The organism is Mycobacterium sp. ITM-2016-00318, from assembly GCF_002968285.2.
Classification (GTDB): domain Bacteria; phylum Actinomycetota; class Actinomycetes; order Mycobacteriales; family Mycobacteriaceae; genus Mycobacterium.
The window spans coordinates 1,905,114-1,926,146 of sequence record NZ_CP134400.1 but is presented as its reverse complement, the minus strand read 5'-3'; the positions used below and the strand labels follow the sequence as shown (position 1 = coordinate 1,926,146).

19 protein-coding genes are annotated in these 21,033 nt (G+C 66.2%); 12 read left to right on the top strand and 7 right to left on the bottom strand.

What is annotated here, in order from left to right; all coding sequences use genetic code 11:
• Positions 1-2 precede the first annotated feature (2 nt).
• The 6 genes from C6A82_RS09275 to C6A82_RS09250 all read left to right on the top strand — a co-directional run bounded on the left by C6A82_RS09275 (position 3) and on the right by C6A82_RS09250 (position 6,682).
• The gene (locus tag C6A82_RS09275) at positions 3-1,538 is read left to right on the top strand and encodes a molybdopterin-dependent oxidoreductase (protein ID WP_105345525.1); all 1,536 of its coding nucleotides are present in this window, start codon (positions 3-5) and stop codon (positions 1,536-1,538) included.
• A 51-nt stretch (positions 1,539-1,589) separates the two neighbouring features.
• A complete protein-coding gene (locus C6A82_RS09270) occupies positions 1,590-1,961 on the top strand; it encodes a GatB/YqeY domain-containing protein (RefSeq protein ID WP_105345526.1) in 372 nt (123 codons plus the stop codon).
• A gap of 21 nt (positions 1,962-1,982) precedes the next feature.
• Positions 1,983-3,554 (top strand): ATP-dependent DNA ligase, encoded by a 1,572-nt coding sequence (locus C6A82_RS09265; protein WP_105345528.1) that lies wholly within the window; start codon positions 1,983-1,985, stop codon positions 3,552-3,554.
• Between the two features lie 101 nt (positions 3,555-3,655).
• Complete coding sequence (locus C6A82_RS09260; protein WP_105345530.1) at positions 3,656-5,947, top strand: carbon starvation CstA family protein; 2,292 nt, start codon at positions 3,656-3,658, stop codon at positions 5,945-5,947.
• Positions 5,947-6,084 carry a YbdD/YjiX family protein gene (locus C6A82_RS09255; RefSeq protein WP_233216939.1) on the top strand — a complete coding sequence of 46 codons (138 nt, stop codon included), beginning with the start codon at positions 5,947-5,949 and terminating at the stop codon, positions 6,082-6,084. The genes C6A82_RS09260 and C6A82_RS09255 overlap by 1 nt, the downstream gene beginning before the upstream one ends.
• Before the next feature lie 238 nt (positions 6,085-6,322).
• Entirely contained in the window at positions 6,323-6,682 is a 360-nt protein-coding gene (locus C6A82_RS09250) for a hypothetical protein (protein ID WP_396836787.1), read from the top strand.
• A 52-nt stretch (positions 6,683-6,734) separates the two neighbouring features.
• Here C6A82_RS09250 and C6A82_RS09245 read toward each other — a convergent pair whose 3' ends face one another.
• Positions 6,735-7,955, bottom strand: a complete 1,221-nt coding sequence (locus tag C6A82_RS09245) for a cytochrome P450 (RefSeq protein ID WP_199193786.1) — start codon at positions 7,953-7,955, stop codon at positions 6,735-6,737.
• 11 nt (positions 7,956-7,966) lie between these two features.
• Positions 7,967-8,995 (bottom strand): LLM class F420-dependent oxidoreductase, encoded by a 1,029-nt coding sequence (locus C6A82_RS09240; RefSeq protein ID WP_105345534.1) that lies wholly within the window; start codon positions 8,993-8,995, stop codon positions 7,967-7,969.
• 86 nt (positions 8,996-9,081) lie between these two features.
• Here C6A82_RS09240 and C6A82_RS09235 point away from each other — a divergent pair, with 86 nt between their 5' ends.
• The gene (locus C6A82_RS09235; RefSeq protein WP_105345536.1) at positions 9,082-10,578 is read left to right on the top strand and encodes an acyl-CoA carboxylase subunit beta; all 1,497 of its coding nucleotides are present in this window, start codon (positions 9,082-9,084) and stop codon (positions 10,576-10,578) included.
• Positions 10,579-10,633: 55 nt separating this feature from the next.
• Here the strand turns inward: C6A82_RS09235 and C6A82_RS09230 are convergent, their stop codons facing one another.
• Genes C6A82_RS09230 through C6A82_RS09220 form a run of 3 tightly spaced genes read right to left on the bottom strand, consistent with a single transcriptional unit; the run spans position 10,634 to position 13,082 of the window.
• Positions 10,634-11,668, bottom strand: coding sequence for a TIGR03857 family LLM class F420-dependent oxidoreductase (locus tag C6A82_RS09230; RefSeq protein WP_105345550.1), 1,035 nt, complete (start codon positions 11,666-11,668; stop codon positions 10,634-10,636).
• On the bottom strand, positions 11,665-12,039 hold the full coding sequence (locus C6A82_RS09225; RefSeq protein ID WP_105345537.1) for a nuclear transport factor 2 family protein: 375 nt from the start codon (positions 12,037-12,039) through the stop codon (positions 11,665-11,667). Before C6A82_RS09225 ends, C6A82_RS09230 begins: the two co-directional genes overlap by 4 nt.
• Positions 12,036-13,082, bottom strand: coding sequence for a phosphotransferase (locus tag C6A82_RS09220; RefSeq protein ID WP_105345539.1), 1,047 nt, complete (start codon positions 13,080-13,082; stop codon positions 12,036-12,038). The genes C6A82_RS09225 and C6A82_RS09220 overlap by 4 nt, the downstream gene beginning before the upstream one ends.
• Before the next feature lie 37 nt (positions 13,083-13,119).
• Here C6A82_RS09220 and C6A82_RS09215 point away from each other — a divergent pair, with 37 nt between their 5' ends.
• The gene (locus tag C6A82_RS09215) at positions 13,120-13,743 is read left to right on the top strand and encodes a TetR/AcrR family transcriptional regulator (protein WP_105345541.1); all 624 of its coding nucleotides are present in this window, start codon (positions 13,120-13,122) and stop codon (positions 13,741-13,743) included.
• 27 nt (positions 13,744-13,770) lie between these two features.
• On the top strand, positions 13,771-14,790 hold the full coding sequence (locus C6A82_RS09210) for a D-glycerate dehydrogenase (RefSeq protein ID WP_105345543.1): 1,020 nt from the start codon (positions 13,771-13,773) through the stop codon (positions 14,788-14,790).
• Here the strand turns inward: C6A82_RS09210 and C6A82_RS09205 are convergent.
• Positions 14,765-15,883, bottom strand: coding sequence for an alpha/beta fold hydrolase (locus C6A82_RS09205; RefSeq protein ID WP_105345544.1), 1,119 nt, complete (start codon positions 15,881-15,883; stop codon positions 14,765-14,767). The two genes, C6A82_RS09210 and C6A82_RS09205, sit on opposite strands and share 26 nt — an antisense overlap.
• 3 nt (positions 15,884-15,886) lie before the next feature.
• Positions 15,887-17,503 carry an NAD(P)/FAD-dependent oxidoreductase gene (locus tag C6A82_RS09200; protein ID WP_105345551.1) on the bottom strand — a complete coding sequence of 539 codons (1,617 nt, stop codon included), beginning with the start codon at positions 17,501-17,503 and terminating at the stop codon, positions 15,887-15,889.
• 96 nt (positions 17,504-17,599) lie between these two features.
• Between C6A82_RS09200 and C6A82_RS09195 the strand changes: the two genes are divergently transcribed.
• The 3 genes from C6A82_RS09195 (at position 17,600) to C6A82_RS09185 (ending at position 21,004) form a co-directional block, all read left to right on the top strand.
• Positions 17,600-18,622 (top strand): aromatic ring-hydroxylating dioxygenase subunit alpha, encoded by a 1,023-nt coding sequence (locus C6A82_RS09195; protein ID WP_105345546.1) that lies wholly within the window; start codon positions 17,600-17,602, stop codon positions 18,620-18,622.
• A complete protein-coding gene (locus C6A82_RS09190) occupies positions 18,619-19,233 on the top strand; it encodes a cysteine hydrolase (RefSeq protein WP_105345548.1) in 615 nt (204 codons plus the stop codon). The genes C6A82_RS09195 and C6A82_RS09190 overlap by 4 nt, the downstream gene beginning before the upstream one ends.
• A gap of 112 nt (positions 19,234-19,345) precedes the next feature.
• Complete coding sequence (locus C6A82_RS09185) at positions 19,346-21,004, top strand: acyl-CoA synthetase (RefSeq protein WP_311101758.1); 1,659 nt, start codon at positions 19,346-19,348, stop codon at positions 21,002-21,004.
• Positions 21,005-21,033: the final 29 nt, after the last annotated feature.

The following is a 21,033-nucleotide window of genomic DNA, read 5'->3' as shown; positions in this document are numbered from 1 at the left end:
GCATGGCGACAAGCAGCGCACGGGCGATGGCGGGTGTCGCCGCGGCCGCGGTCGCGCTAGGCATCACCCAACTGCTGTCGGCCTTCGTCGGCCAGGGTGCCGACTCCCGCACCGCGGTCGGGTCGGCCGTCATCGACCTCACACCGGGCCCGGTGAAGGAATGGGCGATCACCACCTTCGGCATGGCCGACAAGCTCGTGCTCTCGGTACTGGTCATTGCGGTCATCGCGGTCATCGCCGCAGTCGCCGGGTCGATGGAACGGCGCCGCGTCCCGATCGGCAGCGCGGCGATCGTCCTCGCGGGCGTCGCCGGATGCGCGGCAGTGCTGTCTCGCGACGGCGCGTCCTTCGGCGACGTCGTGCCCACCGTCATGGGGACCGTGTGCGGCGTCGCCGTCCTGCGGCTGCTGAATTCGGGACGGTGGACCGACGAACCCGCCGCCGAGGCCGACGAGACCGATGTGCCCGACCACGGCCGCCGGTTGTCGCTGCTGACGCTCGGGCTGTTGGCGGGCGGTGCGCTCACCGGTGTGCTCGGTGTGGTGCTGACGCGGGCACGGTCGTCTGTCGCAGGCGACCGCGAGGCGTTCGCGTTACCGAAGGTCGACGTCGGCGCGCCGCCGGTTCCGCCGACCGTGCAGCCCAAAGGTGTTGCACTGCCATCGTTCATCACCAGCAACGACGACTTCTACCGTATCGACACCGCCCTGAGCGTGCCGCAGCTCAGCCGCGCCGACTGGGCGCTTCGGATCCACGGCATGGTCGACCGCGAGATCACCTACCGCTTCGAGGATCTGGAGCGTTTTGAGGCGATCGAAAAGGTAGTGACATTGGCGTGCGTATCCAATCCCGTTGGCGGCGATCTGATCTCGAACGCCACGTGGACCGGATACCGGATGCAAGACCTACTGGCCGAAGCGGGTGTACACGCCGACGCCGACATGGCGTTGTCGAAGTCCAGCGACGGATTCACCGCGGGGACACCCGTCGAAGCGCTGACTGATGACAGGGACTCGCTGCTCGCCGTCGGGATGAACGGGCAGCCGCTACCGACCGACCACGGCTACCCGGCGCGACTCGTCGTGCCCGGCCTGTACGGCTACGTGTCGGCGACGAAATGGGTTGTCGACATCGAACTCACACGGTTCGACAAGGCCGAGGCGTACTGGACGCGGAGGGGCTGGTCGGCGCGAGGACCGATCAAGACCGAGTCCCGCGTCGACGTGCCACGCAGCGGCGAGGTCGTGCGCCAGGGTCCGGTGACGTTCGGCGGCGTGGCGTGGGCGCAGAACCGCGGCGTGAAGTCCGTCGAGGTGCGCATCGACGAAGGCCCTTGGCAGCAGGCACAGTTGGGAGCGACCTATTCCAACGAGGCGTGGCGGTTGTGGAGCTTCCCGTGGCAGGCCGGAGGCGCCGGCTCCCACACGATCACGGTACGTGCCACCGACAACACCGGAACGGTGCAGACCGAGCAGTGGGCCGACCCGGTGCCCGACGGCGCCTCCGGCTGGCACTCGGTGAACTTCTCCATCGCCTGACCGAAATTCAGATGCACTCCTTGCCGCTCGCGCGTACGTTGGCGCCCCGTGATGACTCAACCGGCCGAGGTCTGGCGCGCCCTCCTGCGCAGGTCGCTACTTACTGCGCGCAAGCAGAGGGACACCGCGCGCGTGTCGGCGTTGCGTTCAGTGCTCGGTGCGATCGACAACGCCGAGACGCCCGAAACCGTGGTGGTCACAGCGCAGCCGAGCGGGCCGATTGCGGGAGCCGTGGCGGGAGTCGGAGCCACCGAGGTGGCGCGCCGAGAGCTGTCGGATGAGCAGATTCGCCGCCTCGTGCAGTCCGAGATCGACGAACGGCGCAGCGCCGCCGAAGACTTCGCCGCGGGTGGCCGCAGCGATCGCGCTGCCGCGCTTCGCGCTGAGGCGGCGATCCTGGCCGACCTGCTGGGAGATGTCTGACTCTCGTGCCAGGCTGGGCATGTGCTGTTGATCGACGTCGCGACCGCATCAGCTGACGTGACCGCCTCGTCGGCGCGGCTGGCCAAGATAGCCCGCATCGCCGACCTGCTGACGGCTGCAGGGCAAGGCGGCGACGCGCGGCTGGTCGCCGTCGTCGTGTCCTGGTTGTCGGGGGAACTGCCCCAGCGCCAGATCGGCGTCGGTTGGGCGGCGTTGCGGTCGCTGCCGGAGCCGGCGTCCGACCCGACGCTGACCGTGGCGGCCGTCGACACCGCGTTCACGGAAATCGGGGCTGTCGCTGGCAAGGGTTCGCAGGCGCGCAGGGCGGCTCTCGTCGCCGACGTGTTCGCGGCGGCCACCGACATCGAGCAGACGTTCCTGCGCCGGCTTCTCGGCGGCGAGCTTCGGCAGGGTGCGCTGGCCGGCGTGATGGCCGACGCGGTCGCCAAGGCGGCCGGTATCCCCGCCGCCGCCGTCCGACGGGCGGCGATGCTGGGCGGCGACCTTCCTGCTGTCGCAGCGGCCGCGTTGACCGGTGGCGAGACGGCACTGTCGGACTTCACGCTGAGGGTCGGCAGGCCTGTCGGCCCCATGTTGGCGCAGACGGCCACCGGGGTGACCGAGGCGCTGGAGAAGCTCGGCGGTGAGGCGGTATTCGAGGCCAAGCTCGACGGCGCCAGGGTCCAGATCCACCGCGCGGGCGACGACGTTTCGATCTACACCCGCAGCCTCGACGACGTCACTGCCCGCCTGCCCGAAGTCGTCGAAGCGACGCTTGCGCTTCCGGTGAAAGAGATGATCGCCGACGGTGAAGCGATCGCGCTTCGAGCCGACGGCCGCCCGCACCGGTTTCAGGTCACCGCCTCGCGCTTCGGACGAGGTGGAGGTCGAGGTGTCAAGGACCGCAGCGTCGACATCGCCGCGGCCCGTGCGGCGCAGCCGCTGTCGGTGTTCTTCTTCGACATCCTGCACCTCGACGGCGCCGACCTACTCGACGAACCGGCCGCTGACCGGCTGTCCATCTTGGACGCCATCGTTCCGACCCACCAGCGCGTCGACCGCCTGAAGACCGCCGATGCGGCGGAAGCGCAGCGATTCCTTGAGGTGACGCTGGCCGCAGGCCACGAAGGGGTGATGGCGAAATCGCCATCTGCGCCGTACGAGGCGGGCCGACGCGGGGCGGGCTGGCTGAAGGTCAAACCGGTACACACGCTCGACCTGGTGGTTCTCGGCGTCGAATGGGGCAGCGGCCGCCGCACCGGCAAGCTGTCCAACATTCACCTTGGCGCCCGCGACCCCGCCACCGGTGAATTCGTCATGCTGGGTAAGACTTTCAAAGGGATGACCGACGCGATGCTGGACTGGCAGACCACACGGTTCACCGAGCTGGCCGACGGTCCCACCGATGGCTGGGTGGTGAAAGTGCGGCCCGAGCAGGTGGTCGAGATCGCCTTCGACGGGGTGCAGACGTCATCGCGCTATCCGGGCGGCATGGCGCTGCGGTTCGCGCGGGTCCTGCGCTATCGCGACGACAAAAGCCCTGCGGAGGCAGACACCATCGACACGGTTCGCGAGTTCTACGAGCGCGGCTAGCACCAATTTCGCCGTCTTTCCGGCAATCCTCTATGCCTTCGCGCGGCCTTTGAAAGGATTCGACAAGGTACCCGAGCTCCGCCGTATCGAGGGGAAACACTGTGGCTGCACCCAGCGCGCCGTCGACGGATCGCTTCGAAGAAACCGACGGCGATATCACATACGTCCGGACCGCCAGGGATCTGCCGCCGGTCGCCATCATCGACCGATCGCCGATCACCACACGTCACAAAATCGTCTTCGGGATCATCGCGGTCGTCGGCGCCATCGCGTGGGCCGTCATCGCCTTCTTCCGCGGAGAGACGGTCAACGCGGTGTGGTTCGTCATCGCCGCGATCTGTACGTACGTCATCGGGTTCCGGTTCTACGCCCGGCTCATCGAGATGAACATCGTCAAACCGCGCGACGACAACGCCACGCCCGCTGAGCTTTTCGAGAACGCTACCGACTACATGCCGACCGATCGCCGGGTGCTGTTCGGCCATCACTTCGCGGCGATCGCCGGGGCGGGTCCGCTGGTCGGCCCGGTGTTGGCCATGCAAATGGGTTTTCTGCCCGGCACGATATGGATCATCATCGGCGCCGTGCTCGCCGGTTGCGTTCAGGACTATCTGGTCCTGGCGATCTCCACCCGCAGGCGCGGCCGCTCCCTCGGACAGATGGCCCGCGACGAGCTCGGCACCATCGGTGGCATAGCTGCGATCGTCGGCGTGCTCGTCATCATGGTGATTCTGCTGGCGGTGCTGGCGCTGGTCGTAGTCGGTGCGCTCGCCGAGAGCCCATGGGGCGTCTTCTCGATCGCGATGACGATCCCCATTGCCATCTTCATGGGGCTGTATCTGCGGTTCCTGCGTCCCGGCCGCGTGTCCGAGGTGTCCCTGATCGGCGTCGTGCTGCTTCTGCTCGCGGTGGTCTCCGGCGGCTGGGTTGCCGAAACCGCCTGGGGTGCCGACTGGTTCACGCTGTCGAAGGTGACGCTGTCGTGGTGCATCATCATCTACGGCTTCGCCGCTTCTGTGTTGCCGGTATGGCTGCTTCTCGCCCCTCGCGACTACCTGTCCACCTTCATGAAGGTCGGCACCATCGCCTTGTTGGCCCTCGGCATCCTCCTGGCACGGCCGGTCATGGAGGCGCCGGCGGTCTCTCAATTCGCAGGCACTGGCACCGGTCCGGTTTTCGCTGGATCGCTGTTCCCCTTCCTGTTCATCACGATCGCCTGCGGCGCACTGTCCGGGTTCCACTCCCTGATCTCGTCGGGCACCACCCCGAAGCTTCTGGAGAAGGAAAGCCAGATGCGGTTGATCGGCTACGGCGGCATGCTCACCGAGTCGTTCGTGGGCATCATGGCGCTCATCACCGCGGCGATCCTGAACCAGCACCTGTACTTCGCCATCAACGCGCCTGCGGCCCAGACCGGAGCGACCGCCGCCACGGCCGCCGACTACGTCAACGGTCTGGGGCTCTCCGGGTCACCGATCACGCCCGAGCAGCTGACGCAGGCCGCCGAGGATGTCGGTGAGGAGTCCGTCGTGTCGCGCACCGGAGGGGCACCCACGCTGGCGATAGGTATCGCTGAGGTGCTTCACCAGGTGTTCGGTGGCACGGCTCTCAAGGCGTTCTGGTATCACTTCGCGATCATGTTCGAGGCGCTGTTCATCCTCACCACCGTCGACGCGGGAACGCGGGTCGCACGTTTCATGCTCTCCGACGGTCTGAGCAATTTCGGTGGCCCGATGCGCAAGCTGAAGGACCCGAGTTGGCGCGTCGGCGCGTGGGTCTGCAGCATCATCGTCGTCGCCGCATGGGGCGGCATCCTGCTGATGGGCGTCACCGACCCCCTCGGTGGAATCAATACGCTGTTCCCGCTGTTCGGTATCGCCAACCAGCTGCTTGCGGCCATTGCTTTGACCGTCGTCACCGTCGTGGTCATCAAACGCGGTCTGTTGAAATGGGCCTGGATTCCGGCACTTCCGCTGTTCTGGGACCTCGTCGTGACAATGACGGCGTCTTGGCAGAAGATTTTCTCTGCCGATCCGAAGCTCGGTTATTGGAAGCAGCACAGCGTGTGTGAGGCCGCGCAGGAGGCGGGCAAGCTGTGCCTGACGGCGAAGACTCCTGCCGACGTCGACAAGATCGTGCGCAACACCTTCATTCAGGGTTCGCTGTCGATCCTGTTCGCCGTGCTCGTGGTCATCGTGTTCGCAGCAGGGGTGATCGTGGCGCTGCGGACGATACGCGGCCAAGGCAGCCCACTCACCGAGGACGAGCCGGTTCCGTCGCGACTGTTCGCTCCCTCCGGGCTCATACCGACGAAGGCGGAGAGGGAGGTGGAGAAGCAGTGGGACGCGCTACCGAATTCGTCCGCCAAATCCGTTGGTACTGGGGCTCATTGATGGGTGACAACCACTACCGCCGCTACGTCGAGCACCGGCGACGCGCGCATCCTGGCGAGCCAGTCGTCTCGGAGCGCGCGTACTGGCGGATGCGCCATGACGCGACGGAGCGCAATCCGAACCCTCGCTGCTGCTGACAGGGGATTGACATCGACGACATAGCTCAGTCTTAACAGGCCTTCCTACCGTCGGAATCGGGTCGGGGGCGTCTCTCGACGCGGAAAGGCCTGATTATGAGAATCAATCAAATCGCTGCGACAGCAGTGCTCGGGTGTGCGCTCAGTGCAGCGGGCGTCGGTGTTGGGGCGGGCATCGCGAACGCCGCTCCCCCGTGCCCACCGGGAGTGCAGTGCCAAGGCGACCCCGGCGGCGGTCATGGTGGCCCTGCCGGCGGCCGCGGCCCCGGCGGACCGCCTGGCGACCGCGCACCTGGCGGTCCCGCCCGGCGACTTCCGAGGTCCCGGTGGTGCGCCGCCGCCTGCAGACTTCGACCGCCATGGCGGCGATGACTGGGGGCGCGGCCGGTTCCACGATGCTCCATGGGGCGACGGCCTACCGCCATGGGGCTGGGGCGCGCCTCCTCCGCCTCGATGGAACGGCCCGCTGCCTCCGGCGTGGGGCCCACCGCCGCCGCCCATCGACTACTTCGGCTACCAGGAGCAACCGGTGTGGGATCCCGGCTACAACCAGTGGGGATTCTGGTTCTTCGGGATCTGGATTCCGCTTCCCACCTGACAGACGATCCGGCGAGACGGCCGCCTCGGATGCTCCGGGGCGGTCGTCGACGTCAGCGCAGCGTGTAGCGGATCGGCAGATGTTTGAGCCCGCCGACGAACGTGGTGGCGACATGCTGCGGATCGCCGGCCAGTTCGACGGCGTCCAGTCGCGGCAGCAGTTCGGAGAAGAAGCTGTTGACCTCCAACCGCGCCAATGCCGCGCCGAGGCAGAAGTGCACCCCATAACCGAAGGCGATGTGCCTGTTGGGGTCTCGCGCGATGTCGAACCGAAACGGGTCGTCGAACACGTCCTCATCGCGGTTGCCCGAAACATAGGACAGCAGCAGCGAGTCGCCTGCCGCGATCGGCACACCGCGCACCGTGGTGTCTTCGTTCGCGGTGCGCATGAACGCTTTCACGGGGGTGACCCAGCGGATCATCTCCTCGGTCGCCAGACCCATCAAGGCCAGGTCACCCGCCAAACGTCGGCGCTGGTCAGGGTTCTCGATCAGTGCCAGCATGCCGCCGGAAATGGTCGCGCTCGTGGTGTCGTGGCCCGCGGCGGCGATGATCGCGTAGTAGGAGATGGTGTCGATATCGGATAACGGCTCGCCGTCGACCTTCGCGTTCGCAATCGCGGAAGCCAGGTCCTCCGTTGGGTTTTCCCGCCGCGACGCCGTCAGCGCCGTGAAATATTCGAACATCTCCAGCAGCGCCGATATCTGGTCGTCCCCGTCGACGCCGCGCTTGAACTCGTCGTCGTCGCTGCCGAACAACTCCTGGGTGAGCCGCAGCATCAAGGGGAAGTCCGACTCGGGAACGCCGAGCAGCGTCATGATCATGTAGAGCGGGTAATAGACCGCGACGTCCTGGACGAAGTCGCAGTCCGGGCCGATCGCGGCCATCTTGTCGACGTAGACCTTGGCGAGTTCGTCGGCACGTTCCTTGAGTGCGCGCATTGCCTTCGGGCGGAACCAGTTGGCGCCGATCGCCCGCACATCGCGGTGTTGCGGGTCGTCCATGTGGATCAGCGTGCGGACACCGACCGCAGCCTGGCGCTCGTCGTTCTCGGCTGTCACGAGCACCGGGCGCGGGTAGTTCGTGAACACATCGTTGGCTCGCTCGATGTCCATGATGTCGGCATGCTTGGTGATCGCCCAGAAGGGTTCGTAGGTCGGTACATCGACCCACGACACGGGTGCCTGGGCTCGCAGATGCGTCAGTGCCCCGTGCAGTTTCGGCTCGTCGGTATACGCCTTCGGCGTCGCGAACACCCGCGCGGCTTCGTCGATGATGGGCGTACTCAAGGGCTTCTCATCTCCTGCACCACGGCAGTGACCGTGTCGTCGTCTATTGATGCCGGAAAACCAACGAGCACACGGTCGATCACGCCGTCGCAGCGCTCGCGAACCTTCTTGGCGACATCGTGCACGGATGCGACCACGGCGAACTCGTTGAGGATCTCATCGTCTACCAGCGAGCCCATCTGGTCCCATTCACCGGCGTGAGACAGCCGATGCAACTCGGTCTGCAGGTCTCCCCAACCGTGCAATTCGAGCACTTTTCGATAGGCGGGCGTCGATGCGTAGAACGCGATCTGCTTACGCGTGCCCACCGCGTTGGCGGCGATCTCGGCGTCATCGTTGCCGGTCACCACGAACAGTGGACAGGACACCTGGAAATCCGCACGCTTGCGTCCGGACCGTTCCATACCGCGCATCAGGGCAGGCGTCGTCACCTCTTCGACGTAGCGCTTGGTCGTAAAAGCATGGGCCAGAAGGCCGTCGGCGACTTCACCGGACATCTCGGTCATCACCTCACCGACGGCGGCGACGAAAATCTTCGGGACATCGTGCGCCAGCGGCTCGGGCGTGAACATCGGCGTCATCAGCTTGTGGGTGTAGAAGTCACCCTCGAAAGACAGTTTCGTGCCGTTCTGCCAGCACGACCAGATTTCGTGCAGGGCGACGACGAACTCCCGCATGCGTGCGACCGGCCGGCTCCACGGCATGCTGAATCGGTTCTCGATGTGGCGTTGGATCTGGGAGCCGAGACCGAGGATGAACCGGCCCTGTGAGTACGCCTGCAGGTCCCAGCCGATGTTCGCGACGGTCATGGGAGTGCGCGCGAATGCCACCGCGATGCTGGTGCCGAGCTCGATAGTCGCTGTGTGTTCGGCTGCCAGCGCCAACGGCAGAAACGGGTCGTGGTTTATCTCGGCGGTCCAGCAGCAGTCGTAGCCGCGTCGCTCCAGGCGGGTCGCGGTATCTGCGGCGTCTGCAAGCTGGCTCGAAACGGCGCTGTCGACCTTGAGACCGCCGCGGTCACCCATACACGTGGACGCTACAGTAAGCAATTCAGTATGGTCAACGTGAGCACGCCGGTGCGACGATCGCCTTGCGACGACGGGAATTGCACATGACGAACGAGCCGGGCTGGCAGGAAACGCTGGAAGACCTCGGTCTGCGGCGGCAGCGCTCGCGGTCCATGGGCGGCGAGGAACGGCTGGCCAGACACCGCGGCAAGGGCAAGCTCGACGCCCGCGCGCGGTTGGAGCATCTGCTCGACAAGGGCACGTTCCGCGAGTTCGGGACCCTCGTCGGCGGCGACATCGCTGCCGACGGAATCGTCGCGGGCTCCGGATTGATCGACGGGTCACCGGTGATGGTCGGCGCCGAGGACTTCACCACGCTCGCGGGCAGCATCGGGCCGGGCGGCAACGCCAAACGCTATCGGCTAGCCGAGCTGGCGCTGCGCGACAAGGTGCCGCTGGTGATGCTCCTCGAAGGCGCCGGATTCCGGCCCAGCGGCGAGCATTACGGCCGCACCCCCACCGACCTGCTGGCGCAGGCGCGGTGCTCCGGCAAGGTCCCGACGGTCGCGGGGCTGCTCGGCCCGTCGGCCGGACACGGTGCGCTGGTCGCACCGGTCTGCGACTTCACCATCATGAGCCGGCAGGGCGCGATCTTCACCGCGGGCCCGCCCGTCGTCAAAGAGTCGACGGGCGAGGAGATTTCGAAGGAAGACCTCGGCGGACCCGGCGTTGCGCTCGCCAGCGGCGTGATTCACAACCTCGCCGAGGACGACGAATCGGTGCTCGACGACATCCGCCGCTACCTGTCCTACTTCCCGGCGAGTGCCTGGTCGTATCCCCCGCAGGTGACCGACGAGGAGGCGGGTGCGCCGCGACCGACGCCTGAACTGCTCGACATCGTGCCCCGCACCAACCGCCGCGTGTACGACATGCGAGCGGTGCTCGACATCGTCTTCGACCGGCAAGACTGGTTCGAGGTGCAACCGAAGTTCGGGCCCGCGATCATCACCGCGCTGGCTCACCTGGGCGGCCACCCCGTCGCCGTCGTCGCCAACCAGCCCAAGGTGCTGGCCGGCTCGATCGACGCCGACGCCGCCGACAAGGCCGCGCATTTCATCATGGTCGCCGACTCCTTCCACCTGCCGATCGTGTTCCTCGCCGACAACCCGGGCATGCTGCCGGGCAGCCGGTCGGAGAAGAGCGGTGTGCTGCGCAGCGGCGCGCGGATGTTCGCGGCGCAGACCGCGGCGACGACGCTCAAGCTTCATGTCACGCTGCGCAAGGCCTACGGGTTCGGCTCAATGGTCATGTCACTGTTGGGATTCGACAATCAGAGTGCGACATTCGCCTACCCCGGCGCCACAATGGGCGCGATGAGCGCGGCCGCGCTCAGCAAGGCCTCGCATGCCGCTGAGGATGTCGAGGCGAAGCTCCGCAAGGCAGAGGTGGAGGCATCCTTCCGGTCGGCGAGCCACCTGGGCTTCGACGACCTCATCCATCCGGAGGAGACCCGCGACGCTTTGCTGTCTGCGCTGCAGCGCGGGATCTACAGCAGGCAGGCCGCGGCGGAACCGGTCAGCCGCACCGTGATCACGCCGTAGCTTTAAGCGATTTCGGCGCGGTTGGTCACGCTGAGCGTGACTGCGCGCGCCGAAATCACAGGTACTCGGCGACGATCGGCTCGAGTTCGTCGGGTGTGGCGCCGTGCATGATCAGGGCGTCGGCGCCGTAATCGAACTCCTTACGGATGCGGTCGACGCACTGCCGCGCCGATCCGGTCGCCGATGGCTCCAGCCACTCGTCGGGGATCAGCGTCGCGATGTGCTCGATCTGCTCGGCCGTCGCCTTGTGGTCGATGCCGCCCGGTATCGAGGTGACCACCGAGTCCTCCCGGAAACGTTGCAGCACTGCGGGATCCCAGCCGTTCGTGGTAACCAGCAAGTCGCCGTAGCCCTGCAGATAGGTGGCCAGCCTGGCTACGGTCTTCTTCAGCCGCAACTCCTCGGGAAGGTGATCGCCGACCGTCGCGAAGCACGACCACACCCGGACACTGCCGGGGTCACGACCCGCCTTCTCGGCGGCGTCCTTGACGGTCTTCACCGCGCGCTGCAACGTCTCCGGGGTGAAATACGTGTGCAGGATGACATCGTCGAACGCGCGGCCGCCCAGCGCCAGGGTCTGCGGGCCGAACGCGACGATGGCCAGCCGGATGTCCTCTCGAAAGTCAGGATCGAGGAACAGCACCTGGTACTTACCGATCGGCCCGTCGTGGTTGAGGATGACCTCGCCGCTCCACAGCCTCCGCATCACAGAAGCGAAGTCCTCCATCTGTGCGGTGGTCACCGACGGGATGCCGAATGCCGCGTACATCGCCGCGACGCCGCGGCCGAGGCCGAGGGTGAACCGGCCGCCGGACAGCCGATGCATCGTCGTCGCCCACGATCCGGTGATCAACGGGTGCCGGGTGTTGTGATTGGTTGCCGCGGTCGCGATCTGCATTCGGTCGGTCACCGCAAGCGCGGCGCCCACAAGCGACGACGCCTCCTTGACGTTCCACCGCTCGGAGATGAACGCCGTGCCGAAGCCCATCTCCTCGCCCCTGCGTGCCTCGGTCGTCAGCGTCGCCGGTCCTTCTCCACCGGCACCGGCAAGTAGGTAGTAACCCAGCTCATCGAGCACCCGTTCAGTCACTCCCACACTCCCTGTTTGTAGCCGCAGTTCCAGACTTCGGTGATTCTGCCGTCGACGACACGGAAGATCTCCATGCTGCCGACGTCGGTCTTGGTGCCGTCCTTGAGTTCCATCGGCGACTGATACACGATCGCGACATGCTCGCCGTCGTCGCCCGCCACGACGAGCCGCAGATCGAACCGGATGGTGTCGAACATCGCCCAGTGGTCGACAATGCGTTGAACCGCCTGATCGTGGGTCAGCGTGATCGCATCGCCCACCTCGTGACGGATCACGGTTTCGCCCATCAATTCGTCGGCGAGTTCGAAGTCGCGCTCGTTCCACACCACGAGGTTGTAGGCCTCCACCACTTCGCGGGCGGTTCGGGTCACGCGAAGACCTCCAGCGCGTCGATCTCGTCGATGGTCGCCACCGCCCTTTCGGTCAGCGTCAGACACAGCGCGCGCGACCGCTCCGGCATGTCGTCCCAACCGTTGAGGGTGATCACCGGCAGCATCATCAGATAGGCGACCGCGAAGCGGTAGTGCCGCCACGCTTCATCGAAGGAGTAGTCGCTGACCCCGTGTGCCGCCAGACAGTCGAGATATTCGCCGACAAGTGCCTCATCGTGGCCGCGGCGAACCTCCGTGGGCAGCCCCTGGCTCACCAAATAGGCGATGTCAGCAGCGCCCGCGCCGAGCGAGGCGAACTGAAAGTCGACGACCTTCAGGCGATCGCCGAGGAAGAACAGATTGTCGGCCCTGATGTCGCCGTGTAGGAGCACCGAGCGCTCGGTCAACGCGGGCAACGCCTCGACGGCACATTCGGTGAATCGCTCGGCGAACCCATCGACGGCCGCCGACACCGGTGCTGACGACTTGTCCCGGTACACCTGCCATCCCGGCCCGAACGCGGGTACCAGCAGGTCGCGCACGATCGGGGTGTCGATGCTCGGGAACGCATCCAGTTGCGCAGTATTGACCGTCGACCACGCGTGCAGACCGGCCAGCGCATCGATGCACACCTCGGTCTGTCGCATCGACAACCCGGCAAGGTGATCGGCGTTGTCCCAATGCGCGAGATCCTCCAGTAGGAGCACGAAATCCGCTGTGCAGTCGACGATCTCGGCGGCATAAACCTGCGGCGTGCCCATCGGTGCGCAACCGGCGACCTGTTGATAGAAAGCCAACTCGCGACGATAGCCGCCGAGCAACTCCATTGCGCCGCGCGCTTCCGACTGGGCGGGCAGTTTGGCGATCACAGTCGCGGGCACGCCGTCGCCGGTCAGATGAAGCCGATACAGCAGAGACGAGAATCCGCTGTCCTGCGCGATCTGGTCGGCGCGCACGTCTGCTACCGGCCGGCCCAGCGCCGCGGTCAGCCACTGGGCCGTCACGTCGTGGATACCAGCAGGCACGTCGAGAATTGACACCAAACAAGTAAGTTAGTTGTCGAGCGTCTAATATGCAATAGTGCCCTCCCCCGAACGCGGGCTGACGCAGACGCGACGCGTCGAGATCTCCAATAGGAGGCTGATCGAGGCGGCCGCCGCGCTGATCGCCGAAAAGGGCTGGGAGGCAACGACGGCTGCCGAGATCGGCCGACGCGCCGGCTACAGCAGGGCAATGGTCCACGCCCGCTACGGGAGCAAGGACGCCATCCTCGACGTGCTGTTCTCGAGCGAATACGAGAAGAAATTGAGCCCTGTCGCCAATCCGAACTCGACAGGCCTGCAGCAAGCCCTAGCCCACGTCGATCGGATCACCGAACTCCACGCTGACGATCCGGACCTGTGCCGGGCGATTTTCGTGCTGACATTCGAAGGGGCGAAGGCGAAATCGCGATCCCATTCCTACATCCGGAAGTGGCTGAAGAGGGCTGCCGACGCCGTCGGCACCGGCTTGCGCAATGGGATCGCCGATGGGTCTGTGCGATCAGACATCGACGTCGACCGCGCGATCAACGACTTCGGGTCGACCGTTCTCGGCACCGCCTATCAATGGATCATGCAGGCCTACCCCATCGACATGGCCACCGAGATGGCCTACGTCCGGGCCCGGCTGGTTCAGGTTTACGGCACTTCGACCCCGGCCTGAGCCTGGCCGGCGTCTAGGCTGACGTCGATGGTGAACAGATCGGTTCGCAGTGAGGGTGAGCCCGCCTTCCTCGTCACCTATCCCATCCCGGAACCCGGGCTGAGTGCACTGCGCGCCGAGGGCCGGGTCCACATCCCCGCAGCTTCGCCGACGGCCGATGAATTGCGCGACGCGTGCAGCTCCGGAGAGTTCGCCGTAGTCGTCGCTCAACTGTCCGACCGGTTCGGACCCGCCCTGCTGTCGGCGGCGAAGCTGACCGGAATATCGAACTATGCGGTGGGCTACGACAACATCGACATTCCCGCCGCGACCGACAACGGAATCCTCGTCGGCAACACACCGGGCGTGCTCACTGACGCCACTGCGGATCTGGCAATGCTCCTCATGCTCGCGACCGCACGTCGTGCGATAGAGGCCGATCGGTTCACCCGGTCAGGGAAGTTCACCGGATGGAAGCCCGATCTTCTGCTTGGCCAGGATGTTTCGGGTGCGACGCTCGGGCTTGTCGGGTTCGGGCGAATCGCACGAGCGACCGCGCACCGAGCGGCCTCATTCGGTATGGACATCATGTTCTGCTCGCACCCGCCGGCAGGGCGAACAGTCGACGATGCGGACCTCGCCAACCTGCCTTTTTCGGTGCGCCAGGTTGAATGGAACGACCTCGTCGAACGCAGCGACTTCCTGTCCGTGCACCTCCCGATGGCGCCATCCACCAGACATCTCATCGACGCCTCCGTGCTCGCGGCGATGAAGCCGACTGCGATCCTCATAAACACCGCACGCGGTCCGATCGTCGACGAGGTCGCGCTGGTCGACGCGCTCGCGGGCGGACGTCTCGCGGGCGCCGGTCTCGATGTCTACGAGAACGAGCCGCGGCTCACGCCCGGCCTCGCCGAACTGTCCAATGTCGTGTTGCTGCCCCACCTGGGCAGTGCGACGACGAAGGTGCGGGCCCGGATGGCCGAACTGTGCGCCGACAACGCCGTCGCCATCGCACGCGGCCACATCCCTCCGCACTGCGTCAACCCGGAGGCCCGCTCGCAGTGAGCGCGCCGAGGAACTTCTCGGAGGCGTCCTGGACGCCTCTGGCGAAGAGGTGGCCGACATGGCTTCCCCTGTGCCAGAACAGTTCTCCGCCCCACAATTGGTGTAGCTGCTGGGCGGGCTCACGCATCGCCATTCGGTCGTGCCAGGCACCGACGATGAGCCGTGCGTGCGGCGGCGCCGTCGGCTCGACGACGGTGTGATCGACAGCCGAGGCCACCGCCGCCACCGTGTCGGACCCCAGCAGCGCGATCGTCTCGTCAACCGACGGGCCCCAACGCCCCAGGTGTTGGGAGATCATCGCGTTCAGCCCGAGGATCGGCGTGTACACGGCCACGCCATCGACCTCCTCGAAGTGCGAGACAAGCGCTGCCACCGGACTTCCCATGGATACACCCGCCACCACCGTCACCGTTGACTGCGGCCGCAGCCAACGCACAAGGGCGCGCACCTCCGACACGACGCGCATCATGCCGGCGACGTTGGTCAGCGGGTCCATGTTCGGATACGGCGGCCATGCACTGCGGCGCGACCCGTGACCCGGCTGGACGGGCAGCGCGATGTTGAAGCCGAGTTCGTCGCGAATGCGTCGGGCCCGCGAGAAGACCAGGTCGATCGGCTGGCCCTGCCCGGCGCCATGCACCCACACCAGCCACGGCCGGGCCTCGTCCTCGGTTCTGCACAGGTGGGCGACCGCCGTCGCAGGCCCACCGAGGCCGGCTCGTGCCAACGAATCCGGAAGCGCCGGTTCGTGTTCGAACTTCAGCCTCTCGTACGTCAGCCGTCCGAGCCTGCGGCGGCGAATCGATCTCACCTTCAGGGGTTCAGGGGCGGCATGCGCTCGCTCGACCCCCAATGCCGAGAGCTCATCAGCCGCCGCCTCACATGACGCCACCGTGCGCTCCAGTTTGGGCGGCGGCGCCGTCAGAGTCATCCCCGACAGTGCGAGTTCGTCGAGCATGACTTCGCCGAGCTGGCGTACGCCCATCGGCGACAACGGCTTCCAGTCGCCGGACCTGCTCAGCGCCGCATGGGCGCGAGGAAGCACTCCGGCGAAATCGCGGCCCACCCGATAGGCCCGTTCTGAGGTCTTCATCGGCTACGCGAGTTTGAATCCGGTGTAGCCGGCCTCGGCGACCTCGTCGCACCGTTTCCGGTACTCGGGTATGCCGCCGGTGTAGCCCATGTATATCTGCTTCTTTCCCGGCACGTTTCCCCCGTTGTACCAGGAGTTGCAGCTCGAGTGGACGAGCACTGTGGGTGCCACCAGCGACGTGATGTGTTCGAACCAGTCCTGCTGCGCCTCGGGCTGCGCTTCGATCGTCCGATAGCCACCTGTGCGCAGATGGTCGATGCAATCGCCGATCCACTCCACGTGCTGCTCGAGCGCCGCGACGAAATTGCTTGCCGGCGCCGGGCTTCCGGGTGCCTGGATGATGAAGAGGTTGGGGAAGCCCGCGACGGCGAGTCCCAGGTAGGTGAACGGGCCCTCGTCGGCCCAGAACTGCTTCAGTGAGACTCCGTCGCGTCCACGGATGTCGATTCGGCTGAGCGCACCGGTCATCGCGTCGAAGCCGGTGGCGTAGACGATGACGTCGAGGTCATACGAACCCCCCTCGGTGTCGATGCCCGTCGGCGTCACCGCACGCAGCGGCGTCTTGCGCAGGTCGACCAGAGTGACGTTGTCGCGGTTGAACGTCTGGTAGTAGCCCTGGTCGATGATCGGCCGTTTACAGCCGAAGGGATGGGTGGGCGTGAGCGACGCCGCGGTTCCGGGGTCGGCGACGATCCGTCCCACCGCCTCACCGTACAGTTTCGCCGCCAGCCGGCTGGACTCGATGTCGAAGAACACATCGCCCCAACTGAGCGCGCCCATGACACCGTTTTCCTCGATCGCGCGCAGCTGGTCTTCCCGCGACGCCGTCTTCAACGGTGGGTTGGCCATCATCTCGAACATCACCGAGAACGCCGACAGCCGGGCGGCCCCGATCATGTGTTCGCGTTGCAGCCTACGGATTTCGCCGTAGCGCGCCTTCATCTCGTCCAGCTCACCAGGCTTGAATTCGCGCACCTTCCACGGCAGCGTGTAGGCGGGCGAGCGCTGGAAGACGGTGAGGTGCTTCGCCTGCTCGGCGACGACCGGGATCAGCTGCACACCCGTCGAGCCGGTGCCGACGACTCCGACGCGCTGACCGCTGAGCTCGACGTCGTGCCTCGGCCAGCGGCTCGTGTAGAGCGAGGTCCCTTCGAACGTGTCCATTCCTGCGATGTCGGGTTCCAGCGGCGCCGAGAGGATCCCCGCGGCAGCCACCACGAATGGCGCCGTGAATTCCAGTCCCGCTTCGGTTTTGACCGTCCATGACGCGGCGTCCTCGTCGAACGCCATCGCGACGACGTTGGTGGTGAAGACGATGTCGCGGCGTAGGTCCAGCCGGTCGGCGACGAAGTTGAGGTACGCCTCGATCTCCGGCTGAGCGGGCATCGTCTCCGTCCACACCCACTCCTGCTGGATCTCGTCGGAGAAGCTGTAGGAGTACTCGATGCTTTCGATGTCGCAGCGCGCGCCGGGATACCGGTTGAACAACCAGGTGCCGCCCACTTCGTCGGCCCGCTCGAGCACGACGGCGCGCAGTCCAAGTTCTCGCAGCCGATGCAGCGCGTAGAGACCGGAGAACCCGGCACCGACGACGATCGCGTCGAAGCGACCACCTGACATCGCTACAGCCTCCTTGCGCTGCCTATCCACCCCCTACTGCCGAAAACTATACTGTAATATCTTCCGTTGGCTGGCTCGGCGTTGCAGGAGGCCCGTGTGAAAGTCCCCTTCACCTGGAAGGTCACCGGGTGGTTCATGGTCGGCTGGTCGGCCGAGTTCCGCCTGGGTGAGGTGAAGCCGCTGCGCTACTTCGGCGAGGATCTGGTCGCGTACCGCGACGAGGCGGGCGTACTCCACATGATGTCGGGACACTGCCGCCACCTTGGAGCGCACATCGGACACGGCGGCAAGGTCGTCGGCGACTGCGTCGAATGCCCTTTTCACGGGTGGCGGTGGGGGCCCGACGGCACCAACCGCTACATCCCGTATCAACCCGAACGCCCCAACAGGGCGCTGCGGTTACGGGTCTACCCGGTGCGCGAGCAGTACGGCTGCGTGTTCGCCTGGCACCAACCCGACGGCAAGGAGCCGCAGTGGGAACTGCCCGACCTGTTCGGTAAGTTCCCGCAATTCCCGACTGCCGAAGACGCGTATTACCGTCCTTACCCGGAGTTCTCGAGCCGCGCCGAGCGAGAACCCGTGCATCCTCAGATCGTCGCGGAGAACGGTCCCGACAGCGCGCACTTCCACTACGTGCACGGTGCAACCGTCACGCCTGTGTGTCTCGACTGGGAGGCCGTCGACGAGGAGTGGCGATTCCTCACCGGCTGGCCCGATGCCCGCAGTGACGACCCGGAGAAGATGGCGCTCTACATCCACAGTCACTTCTCCGGGCTCGGCTTCGCCATCAGCGCGTTCGAGGGCTCGTCGAACCACCGGCTGATCTTCGCCTGCACGCCCGTCGAGGACGGGTACAGCGACATGTTCTATTCGATCTGGTGGCCTCGGCTACCCGGCGACACCTCCGACGTTCCACCCGATGCCGTGCGCGAGCAGGTCGAGCGGCAGTTCATGGGCACGGTCTGGGACGACTTGAACATCTGGCGCTACCAGGAGTACGTCGAAAGCCCCGCACTGTCGAAGGTGGACGCGAAACCGTACATGGCGCTGCGTAGATGGGCCACCCAGTTCTATGAAGTTCCCGCCACCCCACCGGGCGAGATTCCTGCATCGGTATGACCATGGACCTCACCGAGATCGCGGCGCCTGCACATACCGCGATCGTGACGCAGGAACTGCAGGGCGCGGTCGTCGGACCCCACGCGGGTCTCGGCGCCCTTGCCAAGGCCGCGCAACGCCAGGCGCTGCCCAACATCGAACGACTGCTTCCCGTCGCGCGCGACGCCGAGGTACGGATCGTGCACTGCCTCGTTCAGCGCAGGCCTGACGGAGTCGGCGCCAATCACAACGCGCCGATCTTCGCGATGGGTAGCAAGCGGGTCGACATCGGCCCCGGCAGCGAGGGTGCCACGCTGCTCCCCCAATTCGGCCCCGCGCCAGCCGATGTGGTGTTGCACAGGTGGCACGGCGTCGGGCCGATGGGCGGTACCGACCTCGATGCCGTCCTTCGCAATCTCGGGGTGACAACGATTGTCGCCGTCGGCGTATCGGTGAACATCGCGATCACCAACCTCGTCATGGACGCGGTGAACGCCGGCTACCGCGTCGTCCTCCCGCGCGACGCCGTCGCCGGTATCCCCGCGGACTACGCCGAGGCGATCATCGACAACACCATTTCGCTGTTGGCGACGGTCACCACCACGTCCGCTCTGATTGCAGCGTGGACGTGACCGACACCCGGCACGAAACCCGTGGGCTCGCGACGGCACCGTACTATCCGAAGCGAACGGCCTGATGATCAGGCTGCTGCCGCACCAACCCTGAGAGGTTCGACGACATTCGATGACCGCCGCCACAAAGCAATTCACCGTCCCCGCCGCCGCGGAGGCCGTCGCCTCCGCCATCGGCGACCGGGAGTTCATCATCCAGGGCGACCGCCGCTACACCTATGCGCAGATCGTCGAGCGGTCGAACCGGCTCGCGGCCTACTTGCATTCACGCGGGCTTGGCTGCCACACCGAACGCTCGGAGCTGGCCGGCCACGAGGTCGGCCAAGACCTGCTCGGGCTGTACGCCTACAACGGACCTGAGTACGTCGAGGGGATGCTCGGCGCATGGCGGGCACGGGTCGCACCGTTCAACGTCAACTACCGCTATGTGAAGAACGAGCTGGAGTATCTGCTCGCGGACTCCGGCGCGACCGCGCTGCTCTATCACGCCAGTTTCGCGCCGCGCGTCAACGAGGTGCTCCCCCACCTGCCGCACCTGCGGGTGCTGATCCAGGTCGCCGACGACTCCGGCAACGACCTCGTGCACGGCGCCGTCGACTACGAATCGATCGTCTCGTCGGGTGCCGTTTCGCCGCCACCGGTGGAACCGTCACCAGACGACCTGTACGTGCTCTACACCGGCGGCACGACCGGGATGCCGAAGGGCGTGCTATGGCGTCAGCACGACATCTTCATGACGTCCTTCGGCGGCAGGAACATGTACACGGGCGAGACGGCAGGTTCCTACGACGAGATCGCCAGACGGGTCGCGGAGAATCCCGGCACCAAGATCTTCACCCTTCCCCCACTCATGCACGGCGCGGCGCAGTGGGCGGTCATGACGGCGCTCACCACCGGTCAGACGGTGGTCTTTCCCCCGACACAAGGCCGGTTTGACGCCGACGAGGTGGTCGCGACGGTCGAGCGGGAGAAGATTCTCACGATTCAGGTCGTCGGTGACGCCATGGCCCGTCCCATCGCGGACGCCATCGGACGGGGCACCGCCGACGTGTCGTCGCTCGCGGTGGTCGCCAACGGCGGCGCCCTTCTGACGCCGACGGCCAAGCAGCGTCTGATCGACGTGAAACCCGGCCTGATCGTGATGGACGGCGTCGGCTCGTCGGAGACCGGCATTCAGATGAGCCACATGTCCATGCCCGGAGCGGTGTCGACCGGAAAGTTCGACGCTGGGCCCGACACCAGTGTCGCGTCCGAGGATCTCGGCTCGATCCTGGAACCCGGTCACGAGGGTATGGGCTGGCTCGCGCAGCGGGGCTTCGTGCCGCTCGGCTACAAGGGCGATGCGGCCAAGACCGCCAAAACTTTTCCCGTGATCGACGGCGTGCGGTACTCGATCCCGGGCGACCGCGCGCGTCACCTCGCCGAGGGCGGCATCGAACTGCTCGGCCGCGACTCGGTGACGATCAACTCCGGCGGCGAGAAGATCTTCGCCGAGGAGGTGGAAAGCGCGCTGTTGTCGCACCCCGCGGTGGGCGACGTGGTGGTCTCCGGTCGGCCCAGCGAGCGGTGGGGCCAGGAGGTCGTCGCGATCGTCGCGCTCGTCGATGGCACGACCGCCGACGCACAGGAACTCATCGACCACGCGGCCGGTGTGATCGCCCGCTACAAGCTGCCGAAGGCCGTGGTGTTCCGGCCTGCCATCGAGCGCAGCCCCGCGGGCAAGGCCGACTATCGATGGGCCCGCGAGCAGGCGGTCAGCGAAGGCACCTGACCCGTCTCTACCAGCATTGAGATCGCTAC